The sequence below is a fragment of the Shouchella oshimensis genome, from assembly GCF_004375095.1.
Taxonomy (GTDB): domain Bacteria; phylum Bacillota; class Bacilli; order Bacillales; family Bacillaceae_D; genus Shouchella; species Shouchella oshimensis.
On the sequence record NZ_SNUX01000002.1, the window covers coordinates 63,299 to 76,453 of the forward strand.

The window sequence follows — 13,155 nt, forward strand, 5'->3', positions numbered from 1 at the left end:
AACTTATGTATGGGTCAGCTCCCCGAGCTCATACTAGTTGAAAAAAGGGGAAATGGAACATGAGTCAGGTTGTTTCAATAGCCGATAAACGGCGGGAGAAGAAATGGGACTTTGAAAGAAAGATGTTGCGTAAAATTGATATCCGTAAAATGGAGAAAAATATACAAGAATGGATCAAGCCAATTATGCCCTTTCATTTACAGGCGTATCCCTTCTTAATTGATCAATGCATGGATGTGGTCATAGATGCGTTTTTACTTGGAACTGAGTACGGTAAATACGGATTTAAAGGAGAGCCTCTGCACCAGTCGAAAGGGAGATGTTTTGATGTGTTAGCGCATCTGTCTCACGATTTAGCTGCTACCTTGTCAGGATGGGGCAATAAAGGAATTGAGGAATCAACTGTTATAGCAACAGACATGCTTATTGGCTCATGGTGGGAAAAAGGATTTAACGAATCTTACAAGGCCCATAAAATGCGTTTAGTGTAATCATTCATATCTTCTTCTTGTCCACGTATATATAAAGTGAGACAAGGGGGAGACGGGATGAAACGATATCAGATCATTTTAATCACAACGGGATTGATGATGGCCATTATTCTTTTATGGGCGCGTTTTGACGCAGGTACAGAGGATTCGACTACATGGCACTTGCCGCTATCTGGAAAAGTGATCGTGCTAGACCCTGGTCATGGGGGAATGGATGGTGGCGCCAGTTCTAAAGAAGGTGTCTTGGAGAAAGAAGTCACCCTTGAAGTGTCAATAAAGCTACGTGATTATTTACAAGAAGCTGGTGCCCTCGTATTAATGACACGTGAAGAAGATGTGGATTTAGCAAATGAAGGAACAAAAAAGATTAAACACCGGAAAACCGAAGATTTAAAAAAGCGAGTAGAAATGGTGAATGAAAGCGACGCAGATTTTTTTATTTCCGTGCATATGAATGCCATTCCATCTCCTAAATGGCGTGGTGCTCAAACTTTCTACCACTTAAAAAATAAGCAAAATGAAGATTTAGCTGTTTTTATACAAGAAGAAATGAAGCGGAACCTTGAAAATACGAATCGCTATGCCAAACCAATCCATCACGTTTATTTATTAAAACAAGCGACGATTCCAGGCGCACTTATTGAAGCAGGTTTTTTATCAAACCCTGAAGAAGCATTATTACTTGAGACAGATGACTATCAGCAGAAAATGGCCGCTTCAATTTATGAGGGAATTCTTCGCTTTGCTTCAGGTGAAAAAGCACCAGCTGCAAATCCCTATGAATAAATGGATTCTTTGTTTGACGGTAGGCGCTCCCCTCAAGTAGGATAAGAGGTGGAGTGATGATATGTAATGGAAGCTTATCGTGTAAAAAAGGTGTTAAATAATAATGTTCTTATAGCGATTATAGATGAAGAAGAAGTCATACTAATTGGAAAAGGCATCGGCTTTAATAGGAAAAAGGATAGCACCGTTCCAAGTACGGAAGCAGAAAAAGTATTTGTTCTTAAAAATGAAAAAGAACAAAGAAGCTATTTGACCCTTTTACCGAATGTAGAAAAGTCTTTACTCGATGTAACAATAGAAGCAATTGAACTCATTTCAAAACGGTTAGGAGCTCCTTTAAACGAGCATATTCATGTTGGTCTAATGGATCACCTTTCATTTGCACAATCCAGAACGGCGGCTGGACTGCACATTAGCAACCCTTTTTTAACAGAAACAAAATTGCTTTATCCTAATGAGTATGCGATTGCAGTAGAAGTGCTTCATTTAATCGAGGAACGGTTACATATGAAGATGCAATCGGAAGAAGCTGGATTTATCGCCCTGCATATCCATAGCGCTGTTAAAAACAAAGATCTTGGAACGGTAAACGCTCATTCGCAGCTTGTTTCAAAACTGCTGGGCATTATAGAAGAGCAACTCGATATTGTTTTGGATAAAGAAAGCATTGATTATATGCGGCTTGTTCGCCATCTTCGGTTTACGATTGAACGGGTAGAAAATAACGAAGAAGTGGAAGAGGCAAAAGCCATTGATACCCTCTTGAAACAAGAGTATCCGCTATGCTATAATCTGTCTTGGAAGCTCATCAAAATTATGCAGCACTCTTTAGGGAAGCCTGTTTTTGATGCAGAAGCGGTTTATTTAACAATGCACTTACAACGAGTTCAACATAAATATAAATAGTCGTGTGACTGATTCGATCAGGCATGAGGTAAATGTGTACTGTCCATACTAGGGATAGTCTATTTTTCCTCATGCCTTTTTTGTTTGCTCACATAAAACCGTTTTCTTTTGCTTCACTACAATGAAAGTTGGGAGAGTCATGTTCAAAAAACTTTTTGGTAACCTGCAAAAAATCGGGAAAGCTTTAATGTTGCCAGTGGCCATGCTACCAGTGGCTGGTCTTCTTCTTGGAATAGGCGTTGCCTTGCAGATGGAAGAGACATTATCGTACTTACCATTTCTAGATGCAGGTTGGATTCAACATACTGCAGGGGTAATGGAAGCAGCCGGTGGAATTATTTTTGATAATCTTGCATTAATCTTTGCAGTTGGGGTCGCAATTGGCTTAGCTGGGGATGGTGCAGCAGCACTTGCAGCGCTAGTCGGTTACCTTGTCATGAATACGGTAATGGGGGAGTGGCTAGGCGTTACATCTGAGATGGTGGCAGATGATCCAGGTCTTGCACACGTCTTAGGAATCCCTACCTTACAGACAGGTGTGTTTGGAGGAATCTTAGTTGGGATTATTGCCGCGATTTGTTACAACCGTTTTCATGATATCGAGATGCCGGCATTCCTTGGATTCTTCGCCGGTAAGCGCTTTGTGCCGATTGTAACAGCTGCTATGACATTTATAGTAGCCTTACTATTATTAATCGTGTGGCCGCCAATTCAAACAGGTTTAAATGAAGTATCGGTTTTCTTATTGGAAACAGGACAATACTTTGCTGTCTTTTTCTTTGGCTTTATTAAACGTCTACTTATTCCGTTTGGTTTGCACCACATTTTTCATGCACCGTTCTGGTTTGAATTTGGACAATACACAAATGCAGCAGGAGAAATTGTTCGAGGCGATCAACTCATTTTCTTTGCGCAGCTCCGTGATGGCGTAGACATTACAGCGGGTCAGTTTATGGTTGGAGAATTCCCAATTATGATGTTCGGTTTGCCTGCAGCGGCATTAGCCATGTATCATGCAGCAAAACCGGAGAAAAAGAAAGTTGTTGCCGGATTAATGGTATCCGCAGCACTGACTTCTTTTTTAACAGGAATTACAGAACCACTTGAATTTATGTTCCTTTTTGTAGCGCCTGTATTATTTGTCATTCATGCATTATTGGATGGTATTTCGTTTGTTATTATGACGTACTTTAGCGTAAATGTTGGTTTTACGTTCTCTGGAGGGGCTATTGACTTCTTCTTATTTGGGATATTGCCAAATCAAGACGGTTGGTGGATAACCATTATTGTTGGTCTCATTTTTGCCGTTATTTACTACACTGTATTCCGCTTTGCTATTGTAAAGTTCAATTTAAAAACACCAGGACGTGAAGTGGAAGAAGCAACAAATGAAAAAGCAAAAGACAAAGGTGCTTTAGCCGGTCACATTTTAACAGCAATGGGTGGAAAAGAGAATATTGCTCATTTAGATGCCTGTATTACACGATTACGTGTGTCTGTTAACGACATTAAAGCAGTCGATAAGAAAGAACTAAAAAACCTTGGTGCCGCAGGTGTACTTGAAGTAGGAGATAACATTCAAGCAATCTTTGGACCACGCTCTGAGACGATAAAAGGACAAATGCAAGACATTATGTCTGGTAAAACGCCTCGAACGGTTGAAAGAAAGCCTGAAGATGAAGTGAAAAAGCAAGTAGAAGAGGCTCAGCCAGAAGCGTTACAGCAAGAGCAAGAATCAACCATAGCTTCACCAATGACAGGAAAACTCCTTTCAATTAATGAGGTACCAGACCAAGTGTTTGCTGAGAAAATGATGGGCGATGGCTTCGCGATTGAACCAACGGACGGAACGGTGGTCTCCCCAGTAGAAGGAAAAATTACAACAGTCTTTCCTACAAAACATGCGATTGGAATTACCTCTGTAACCGGTCGAGAAGTGTTGATCCACATTGGAATTGATACAGTGAAGTTAGGTGGAGAAGGCTTTACGGTTTACGTTGAAGAAGGACAATCCGTTCATCTTGGAGATAAGCTAGTTGAATTTGATGTAGCCTATATCTCAAAAAACGCAAAATCTACTGTTACACCAATTGTTTTCACTAACTTAGCAGAAGGTGAAACGGTTCAAGTAAGAACAGGGTCAGTAAGAGCTGGCGACGAGAACAAGATACAAATAAAATAAGTAAAACAAGTGGAACTAGAGTGCAATGCGCTCTAGTTCTTTCTTTATTTTATCTATGCTATACTAAAAGGAATTACGTGTTTGTTTCAAAGGATGGTGCAGAGGAATGACGGATCAAGAAATATTGGAAGCGCTAAAACGGGTAAAAGACCGGGATTTAGATAAAAGCATAGTGGATACAGGTGGCGTGCGTGAAATAAAAAATAAAAACGGAAATCTAAGCTTAAAAATAGCTTTGGCACGTACAGGAACGTCTGAACAAATGCAGGTGCAACAAGAAATTGTAAATGTTTTAAAAAGCGAAGGTGCTGCTTCGGTAGGTCTGCGTTTTGATACATTAACAGATGAAGAAATTCAATCACTAGGTGGAGCAAAAGAAGAGCCTTTTAAAGGCCCTGCATTACTTGCGCCAGATAGTAAAACCACCTTTATAACTGTAGCAAGTGGAAAAGGCGGAGTTGGAAAATCGACTGTAACGGTAAACACAGCAGTTGCATTAGCGCGTATTGGAAAGAAAGTCGGCATCATTGACGCGGATATTTATGGATTTAGTGTACCGGATATGATGGGCATTGAAGAACGACCGAAAGTCGTTGATAAACGCATTTATCCTGTTGAACGATTTGGGGTAAAAGTGATTTCAATGGGCTTCTTTGTTGAAGACAATGCACCTGTCATATGGAGAGGGCCAATGCTTGGAAAGATGATCAACCAATTTTTCTCCGAATGCGAATGGGGCGAGCTCGATTACCTTGTCTTAGATTTACCACCTGGCACTGGTGACGTAGCCCTTGATCTGCACTCCATGTTGCCTGATTCAAAAGAGCTTCTTGTCACAACTCCTCACGCTACCGCTGCATTTGTCGCTGCACGTGCAGGGGCGATGGCGATTAAAACAAACCATGAAATGCTTGGTGTTGTTGAGAATATGGCATATTTCGAAAGCCAAACAACAGGGGAAAAAGAATATGTATTTGGTCAAGGTGGCGGTCCTCGATTAGCGGAAGAGCTGAAGACAGACCTATTAGCGCAAATTCCATTAGGACAACCTGTCGTTGATGAAAACGATTTTGCTCCATCTATCTATGGAGAAGATCACCCAATCGGCGAAATTTATCAAGAACTAGCCCAAGCCATTGCTTTTAAGGTAGAACGATAAAAATAAGAGACTGAGCCCGACGGGGTTCAGTCTCTTATTCGTTTGAATTATCTTCTGAGTCTTTACTCTGCTTCTCAATGGCTTCATTCATTAGACCTGTCATTTTCGCTGCAAAATAAGGACTTTCTAACGCTTCACTCATAATCCCCATAATTTGTTCGCGGTATTCTTTTGATTTCATTAATTCCAACGCTTGCTCACCCATTTGTGGATCTTTGAGTATATCCATCATCATTTGTTGATAGTCGGGGTCCTTCATTAATGATTTAAGGATTTTCTCATTTTCCCCTTGCATACTTTCTGCAAAAGCTTTTGCAAACTCAGGGTCTTTCATGACTTCTTGCCAATACTTTTTGCCTTCATCAGATGTTAATGTGTCTTGAATGGTTTCTTTAACGAAAGCACTATCCATGACGATTTCTTCTCGCATATCTTCTTCTGCAATTAACTCATGTAACGCTTTCTTTCCTTCGTCTGTTTTCAATAGATCAATTACCATTTTTTTCGTACCTTCGTAATCGGTGTTCTGTTGTGCTTCTGTTTGGGCACAGCCACTTAGCGTAACGAATAGGAAGGATATAGATATGATTATGGCAAACGTATAGTTCTTCATACGCATAATGTGGAATCCTTTCTGTCTTGAATTTGCTTTTAGTGTTTGCCGTGCTTAAGAAAATATGCATAAACAAGCTGGTGTTTCTTTACTAAGGTTGCTACAATTAATAGTGGATTCTAAAAATGGGGGATTTGCTCGTGAACAGCAGGAAAGTTGTTTTTATATTTTGGTCGACGTTGCTTCTTGGAAGTATATCCGGCGGAATTGTTGGCGTTTTGACGAATCTAGACCGGTATCTCGGTGATGGTGCTGAGAATTTTTTGATTGGACTTGTTTGGATGCTTGGCATTAGTGCTGCATTTACACTTGTATCGCAAATGGGCTTTTTTGCATATTTATTTATACATCGTTTTGGTCTTGGTTTATCTCGATCGCATAAATTATGGAACCGCATCCAGTGGATACTGATTGCGTTCGTCTTTTTTGACTTAGTTTATTTTCGCTATATTGCGTTTGGCGAAAACAATTCTTTCTGGGGGTATTTTATTATCCCGACGGCTCTTTTTCTTTATGCAGTTATCATTGCAACAATTAAAGCAAGAGAAACGAATAAAGGAGCGTTTGTACCTGCGCTATTCTTTATGTTTGTCATTACAACGATTGAATGGATACCGGCTATCGTTGCAGATGATCCCAATTGGCTTATTTTATACCTTACACCTCTATTGGTAGGGAACACGTATCAACTGCTTCTCTTGCATCGGCTACATAAAAAAACCTGATCTTTTTACAGATCAGGTTTTATAATTTCTATTCTACTTCGGTGTTATCAGCATCTGTGTTCGACATTAACTCTTCGATGCTTGAAAATTTGAAGCCTTCCCGTTTTAACTCTTTCAAAACGTTTGGCAAAGCGGCAGCTGTTTGTTTTACCGTATCAGACGCATGAAACAATAACACATCTCCTGAACCGGTTTGATCGGTACTGTTTTTAATAATCGCTTCTGTACCTGGATTTTCATAGTCGTAAGAATTAATGCTCCAATGAATAATATCAAGATTTTGTTCTTCTGCAAGTTGCAATGTTTGTTTTGAAAATGCCCCATTCGGTGGTCGTAATAAGGTTGGAACTTCTCCTGTTATTTCTTCCAGTACTTGTTTACTTCTTCTCATATCTTGAACCACTTGATCCTCGTTTAACGACGTATAATTCTTATATTGATAGCCATGGCTACCGATGGTGTAACCTGCATCGGCAATTTCTTTCACTAAATTTGGATACGTCTCTGCCCAAGACGCTAACAGAAAGAAGGTTGCATGCTCAACATTCTCCTGCTCAAGAATGTCTACGATTGGTGAAACATTATGCTCCCCCCAACTGATATTGAAAGTAAGAGCGACCTTTTGGTCACTATCCTCCGCTTTATAAAATGCTTGAGGGCCATCTGGTGTTGAAAACACAGGAACATAATCCCGCTGTATAACTAGCCAACTTGCTACAAATAAAGCCGCTACGCAAATAAACAAAACCGGCTTCCACTTCGTTAAGTTAATGACCCAAATACCTTTCACTGCATTCGCTCCTTTAAACTCGTCCTCTTATAGTAAAGATATGTCTGTCCAAAAAAATTATGAATAAAATTGCTACGGTTTGAAAAGACTATTTTATTAGGTATTAGAGTGATAGGAGGAACGCCATGCGAGGGTTACTGATTTCAGAGAAAGAAACAAAGGAACTTGAGTACATATTAAAAAGAGAACTAGAAGAATTGCTCCTTGATTTAACGGATGAACGAATTGATCGGGTTGTCAAACAGTTAATGGTCGAGAAATATGAAATTGTCCTGAATCTATATAAACGTGTTTCATTACCGTGTGATCAAAAAGAATACGTCATTCAGTTGAATCATGTCATGAAAAAAAATAACCAAATGTAGTTGATTTTGTAGATTATTGATGATATAGTAGTCAATACCGCGTTAGAGGAACCAATATCTTCTAGAAAAAAGCAAAAAAACTTTTTCGAAAAAAGATTTGACTTTTCACTTGCGGTCGTGTAAAGTACTAAGAGTCGCCAAGAGAGATCGAGGCGCAAACGAGTTCTTTGAAAACTGAACAAAAGCCAAGCGTAAAAAGAGATACAAGGTATCTCGTCAATGAAGTTAGACACAGCTTTAAATTGTGCAAATGAGCAAGTCAAACACTTTTAACGGAGAGTTTGATCCTGGCTCAGGACGAACGCTGGCGGCGTGCCTAATACATGCAAGTCGAGCGGACAGAAGGGAGCTTGCTCCCGGACGTTAGCGGCGGACGGGTGAGTAACACGTAGGTAACCTGCCCCTTAGACTGGGATAACTCCGGGAAACCGGAGCTAATACGGGATAATAAAGAGAATCACCTGATTCTCTTTTGAAAGACGGTTTCGGCTGTCACTAAGGGATGGGCCTGCGGCGCATTAGCTAGTTGGTAAGGTAACGGCTTACCAAGGCGACGATGCGTAGCCGACCTGAGAGGGTGATCGGCCACACTGGGACTGAGACACGGCCCAGACTCCTACGGGAGGCAGCAGTAGGGAATCTTCCGCAATGGACGAAAGTCTGACGGAGCAACGCCGCGTGAGTGAGGAAGGCCTTCGGGTCGTAAAGCTCTGTTGTGAGGGAAGAACAAGTACCGGAGTAACTACCGGTACCTTGACGGTACCTCACCAGAAAGCCACGGCTAACTACGTGCCAGCAGCCGCGGTAATACGTAGGTGGCAAGCGTTGTCCGGAATTATTGGGCGTAAAGCGCGCGCAGGCGGCTTCTTAAGTCTGATGTGAAATCTCGGGGCTCAACCCCGAGCGGCCATTGGAAACTGGGAAGCTTGAGTGCAGAAGAGGAGAGTGGAATTCCACGTGTAGCGGTGAAATGCGTAGATATGTGGAGGAACACCAGTGGCGAAGGCGACTCTCTGGTCTGTAACTGACGCTGAGGCGCGAAAGCGTGGGGAGCAAACAGGATTAGATACCCTGGTAGTCCACGCCGTAAACGATGAGTGCTAGGTGTTAGGGGTTTCGATGCCCGTAGTGCCGAAGTAAACACATTAAGCACTCCGCCTGGGGAGTACGGCCGCAAGGCTGAAACTCAAAGGAATTGACGGGGACCCGCACAAGCAGTGGAGCATGTGGTTTAATTCGAAGCAACGCGAAGAACCTTACCAGGTCTTGACATCCTTTGACCACTCTGGAGACAGAGCTTCCCCTTCGGGGGCAAAGTGACAGGTGGTGCATGGTTGTCGTCAGCTCGTGTCGTGAGATGTTGGGTTAAGTCCCGCAACGAGCGCAACCCTTGATCTTAGTTGCCAGCATTTAGTTGGGCACTCTAAGGTGACTGCCGGTGACAAACCGGAGGAAGGTGGGGACGACGTCAAATCATCATGCCCCTTATGACCTGGGCTACACACGTGCTACAATGGATGGTACAAAGGGCAGCGAAACCGCGAGGTGGAGCCAATCCCATAAAGCCATTCTCAGTTCGGATTGTAGGCTGCAACTCGCCTACATGAAGCCGGAATTGCTAGTAATCGCGGATCAGCATGCCGCGGTGAATACGTTCCCGGGTCTTGTACACACCGCCCGTCACACCACGAGAGTTTGTAACACCCGAAGTCGGTGAGGTAACCTTTTGGAGCCAGCCGCCTAAGGTGGGACAAATGATTGGGGTGAAGTCGTAACAAGGTAGCCGTATCGGAAGGTGCGGCTGGATCACCTCCTTTCTATGGAGTATTTACTCTAGTCGATGTATGACCTCGGGTCATATAGCGCTTTGGATCTTTTGTTCAGTTTTGAATGAACTCTGTTTCATTCTTATAGTGTTTTGACAAAGAGAAACAAGAAAATCGAGGATGGTAGTGTTCGATTGAGAGAGCGTAGTTGTCTACGTGATTGAATGAGAAGCACGTGCCAGACGAAGAGATTCGCCGTTTATCTGACGTCAAACTTGGTTCTTTGAAAACTAAATCATAATCAATCAACTCAAATTAGTTTTGTTCATCGGTGTTACAACTGTTTGAACGAGACGTCAAGAATTCATAAACCTTTTAGGTTAACCAATTGCTTCGTTGAAGCAACAATGGATAAGTTAGAAAGGGCGCACGGTGAATGCCTTGGCACTAGGAGCCGATGAAGGACGCGACGAACAGCGATATGCTTCGGGGAGCTGTAAGTAAGCTTTGATCCGGAGATTTCCGAATGGGGGAACCCACCATCCGTAATGGGATGGTACTCCTGCCTGAACACATAGGGCAGGGTGAGGCAGACCCGGGGAACTGAAACATCTAAGTACCCGGAGGAAGAGAAAGCAAATGCGATTTCCTGAGTAGCGGCGAGCGAAACGGAATCAGCCCAAACCAAGAGGCTTGCCTCTTGGGGTTGTAGGACACTCTATACGGAGTTACAAAGAAACGGAGTAGGTGAATTGTCTGGAAAGACAAGCCGAAGAAGGTAACAGCCCTGTAGCTGAAACTTCGTTTCCTCCAGAGTGGATCCTGAGTACGGCGGGACACGTGAAACCCCGTCGGAATCCGGGAGGACCATCTCCCAAGGCTAAATACTCCCTAGTGACCGATAGTGAACCAGTACCGTGAGGGAAAGGTGAAAAGCACCCCGGAAGGGGAGTGAAAGAGATCCTGAAACCGTGTGCCTACAACTAGTCAGAGCCCGTTAACGGGTGATGGCGTGCCTTTTGTAGAATGAACCGGCGAGTTACGATAACGTGCAAGGTTAAGCTGATGAGGCGGAGCCGTAGCGAAAGCGAGTCTGAATAGGGCGAGTGAGTACGTTGTCGTAGACCCGAAACCGGGTGATCTACCCATGTCCAGGGTGAAGGTCGGGTAACACCGACTGGAGGCCCGAACCCACGCATGTTGAAAAATGCGGGGATGAGGTGTGGGTAGGGGTGAAATGCCAATCGAACTCGGAAATAGCTGGTTCTCCCCGAAATAGCTTTAGGGCTAGCCTCGAGTGATGAGTTTTGGAGGTAGAGCACTGATTGGACGAGGGGTCCCCACAGGATTACCGAATTCAGTCAAACTCCGAATGCCAAAAACTTTAACTCGGGAGTCAGACTGCGAGTGCTAAGATCCGTAGTCAAGAGGGAAACAGCCCAGACCATCAGCTAAGGTCCCCAAGTATACGTTAAGTGGAAAAGGATGTGGAGTTGCTTAGACAACCAGGATGTTGGCTTAGAAGCAGCCATCATTGAAAGAGTGCGTAATAGCTCACTGGTCGAGTGACTCTGCGCCGAAAATGTACCGGGGCTAAACGTATCACCGAAGCTATGGCAATCCCAGTAGGGATTGGGTAGGGGAGCGTTCCAAGGACTGTGAAGCTAGATCGTGAGGACTAGTGGAGTGCTTGGAAGTGAGAATGCCGGTATGAGTAGCGAAAAGAGGGGTGAGAATCCCCTCCGTCGAAAGCCCAAGGTTTCCTGAGGAAGGCTCGTCCGCTCAGGGTTAGTCGGGACCTAAGCCGAGGCCGAAAGGCGTAGGCGATGGACAACAGGTTGATATTCCTGTACCACCTCGTATTTGTTTGAACGATGGGGGGACGCAGAAAGGTAGGGTGAGCGCGCCGCTGGCTGTGCGCGTCGAAGCATGCAAGGCTGGAACATAGGCAAATCCGTGTTCCGTGAAGGCTGAGCTGTGACCGTGAAGGACCCAAGGGTCCGAAATCCCTGATCCTCCGCTGCCGAGAAAAGCCTCTAGTTAGAATACAGGTGCCCGTACCGCAAACCGACACAGGTAGGCGAGAAGAGAATTCTAAGACGCTCGGGAGAACTCTCGTTAAGGAACTCGGCAAAATGACCCCGTAACTTCGGGAGAAGGGGTGCTCTATTAGGGTGTTAAAGCCCGAGAGAGCCGCAGTGAATAGATCCAAGCGACTGTTTAGCAAAAACACAGGTCTCTGCGAAGCCGTAAGGCGAAGTATAGGGGCTGACACCTGCCCGGTGCTGGAAGGTTAAGAGGAGGGGTTATCCCGTAAGGGAGAAGCTCTGAATTGAAGCCCCAGTAAACGGCGGCCGTAACTATAACGGTCCTAAGGTAGCGAAATTCCTTGTCGGGTAAGTTCCGACCCGCACGAATGGTGCAACGACTTGGATACTGTCTCAACGAGAGACCCGGTGAAATTATAGTACCTGTGAAGATGCAGGTTACCCGCGACAGGACGGAAAGACCCCATGGAGCTTTACTGTAGCTTGATAGTGAGTGTTGGTACCATTTGTACAGGATAGGTAGGAGCCTTGGAAGCCGGAGCGCTAGCTTCGGTGGAGGCGTCGGTGGGATACTACCCTGATGGTGCTGACATTCTAACCTCGACCCGTGATCCGGGTCAGGGACATTGTCAGGTGGGCAGTTTGACTGGGGCGGTCGCCTCCTAAACAGTAACGGAGGCGCCCAAAGGTTCCCTCAGAATGGTTGGAAATCATTCGTAGAGTGCAAAGGCATAAGGGAGCTTGACTGCGAGACCTACAAGTCGAGCAGGGACGAAAGTCGGGCTTAGTGATCCGGCGGTGCCGTATGGAAGGGCCGTCGCTCAACGGATAAAAGCTACCCTGGGGATAACAGGCTTATCTCCCCCAAGAGTCCACATCGACGGGGAGGTTTGGCACCTCGATGTCGGCTCGTCGCATCCTGGGGCTGAAGTAGGTCCCAAGGGTTGGGCTGTTCGCCCATTAAAGCGGCACGCGAGCTGGGTTCAGAACGTCGTGAGACAGTTCGGTCCCTATCCGTCGCGGGCGTAGGAAATTTGAGAGGAGCTGTCCTTAGTACGAGAGGACCGGGATGGACATACCGCTGGTGTACCAGTTGTTCCGCCAGGAGCATCGCTGGGTAGCTACGTATGGACGGGATAAGTGCTGAAAGCATCTAAGCATGAAGCCCCCCTCAAGATGAGATTTCCCATGGCGTAAGCCAGTAAGACCCCTTAGAGATGATGAGGTTGATAGGTCAGAAGTGGAAGTGTGGCGACACATGGAGCGGACTGATACTAATCGGTCGAGGGCTTATCCTAAATTTCTTGAGTTTGAGTATGATGAT

Annotated in this window: 9 protein-coding genes and 2 rRNA genes; 9 read left to right on the plus strand and 2 right to left on the minus strand. The window is 44.5% G+C overall.

Annotated features, from left to right (window positions below):
• Positions 1-59: 59 nt before the first annotated feature.
• The 5 genes from E2L03_RS06430 (at position 60) to salA (ending at position 5,524) form a co-directional block, all read left to right on the plus strand.
• Positions 60-491 carry a DUF2521 family protein gene (locus E2L03_RS06430; RefSeq protein ID WP_038475844.1) on the plus strand — a complete coding sequence of 144 codons (432 nt, stop codon included), beginning with the start codon at positions 60-62 and terminating at the stop codon, positions 489-491.
• 57 nt (positions 492-548) lie between these two features.
• Entirely contained in the window at positions 549-1,277 is a 729-nt protein-coding gene (gene cwlD / locus E2L03_RS06435) for an N-acetylmuramoyl-L-alanine amidase CwlD (RefSeq protein ID WP_038475847.1), read from the plus strand.
• Positions 1,278-1,343: 66 nt separating this feature from the next.
• Positions 1,344-2,183, plus strand: coding sequence for a glucose PTS transporter transcription antiterminator GlcT (gene glcT, locus E2L03_RS06440; protein WP_038475850.1), 840 nt, complete (start codon positions 1,344-1,346; stop codon positions 2,181-2,183).
• Positions 2,184-2,322: 139 nt separating this feature from the next.
• Positions 2,323-4,365: a glucose-specific PTS transporter subunit IIBC gene (gene ptsG / locus E2L03_RS06445; protein ID WP_134258742.1), complete on the plus strand. Its 2,043-nt coding sequence runs from the start codon at positions 2,323-2,325 to the stop codon at positions 4,363-4,365.
• A gap of 106 nt (positions 4,366-4,471) precedes the next feature.
• Positions 4,472-5,524, plus strand: coding sequence for an iron-sulfur carrier protein/transcriptional regulator SalA (gene salA, locus E2L03_RS06450; RefSeq protein ID WP_055736651.1), 1,053 nt, complete (start codon positions 4,472-4,474; stop codon positions 5,522-5,524).
• A gap of 34 nt (positions 5,525-5,558) precedes the next feature.
• On the opposite strand, the gene gerD is transcribed toward salA, so the two are convergent.
• Positions 5,559-6,143 (minus strand): spore germination lipoprotein GerD, encoded by a 585-nt coding sequence (gerD, locus tag E2L03_RS06455; RefSeq protein ID WP_241741786.1) that lies wholly within the window; start codon positions 6,141-6,143, stop codon positions 5,559-5,561.
• A gap of 134 nt (positions 6,144-6,277) precedes the next feature.
• Between gerD and E2L03_RS06460 the strand changes: the two genes are divergently transcribed.
• Positions 6,278-6,862: a KinB-signaling pathway activation protein gene (locus E2L03_RS06460; protein ID WP_038475858.1), complete on the plus strand. Its 585-nt coding sequence runs from the start codon at positions 6,278-6,280 to the stop codon at positions 6,860-6,862.
• 28 nt (positions 6,863-6,890) lie between these two features.
• Here the strand turns inward: E2L03_RS06460 and pdaB are convergent, their stop codons facing one another.
• Positions 6,891-7,652 (minus strand): polysaccharide deacetylase family sporulation protein PdaB, encoded by a 762-nt coding sequence (gene pdaB, locus E2L03_RS06465; protein ID WP_055736653.1) that lies wholly within the window; start codon positions 7,650-7,652, stop codon positions 6,891-6,893.
• A gap of 125 nt (positions 7,653-7,777) precedes the next feature.
• Here pdaB and E2L03_RS06470 point away from each other — a divergent pair, with 125 nt between their 5' ends.
• From E2L03_RS06470 to E2L03_RS06480, 3 genes are all read left to right on the plus strand, one after another.
• A complete protein-coding gene (locus E2L03_RS06470; RefSeq protein WP_134258743.1) occupies positions 7,778-8,017 on the plus strand; it encodes a hypothetical protein in 240 nt (79 codons plus the stop codon).
• 269 nt (positions 8,018-8,286) lie between these two features.
• Positions 8,287-9,834: ribosomal RNA gene (locus tag E2L03_RS06475) — 16S ribosomal RNA — on the plus strand.
• A gap of 358 nt (positions 9,835-10,192) precedes the next feature.
• Positions 10,193-13,129: ribosomal RNA gene (locus E2L03_RS06480) — 23S ribosomal RNA — on the plus strand.
• Together the 16S and 23S rRNA genes form the textbook arrangement of a ribosomal RNA operon.
• Positions 13,130-13,155: the final 26 nt, after the last annotated feature.

Bases quoted from the DNA above. Each gene is read 5' to 3' on its own strand.
- E2L03_RS06430 (WP_038475844.1), top strand. From the start codon at position 60: ATGAGTCAGGTTGTTTCAATAGCCGATAAACGGCGGGAGAAGAAATGG.
- cwlD (WP_038475847.1), top strand. From the start codon at position 549: ATGAAACGATATCAGATCATTTTAATCACAACGGGATTGATGATGGCC.
- glcT (WP_038475850.1), top strand. From the start codon at position 1,344: ATGGAAGCTTATCGTGTAAAAAAGGTGTTAAATAATAATGTTCTTATA.
- ptsG (WP_134258742.1), top strand. From the start codon at position 2,323: ATGTTCAAAAAACTTTTTGGTAACCTGCAAAAAATCGGGAAAGCTTTA.
- salA (WP_055736651.1), top strand. From the start codon at position 4,472: ATGACGGATCAAGAAATATTGGAAGCGCTAAAACGGGTAAAAGACCGG.
- gerD (WP_241741786.1), bottom strand. From the start codon at position 6,143: ATGCGTATGAAGAACTATACGTTTGCCATAATCATATCTATATCCTTC.
- E2L03_RS06470 (WP_134258743.1), top strand. From the start codon at position 7,778: ATGCGAGGGTTACTGATTTCAGAGAAAGAAACAAAGGAACTTGAGTAC.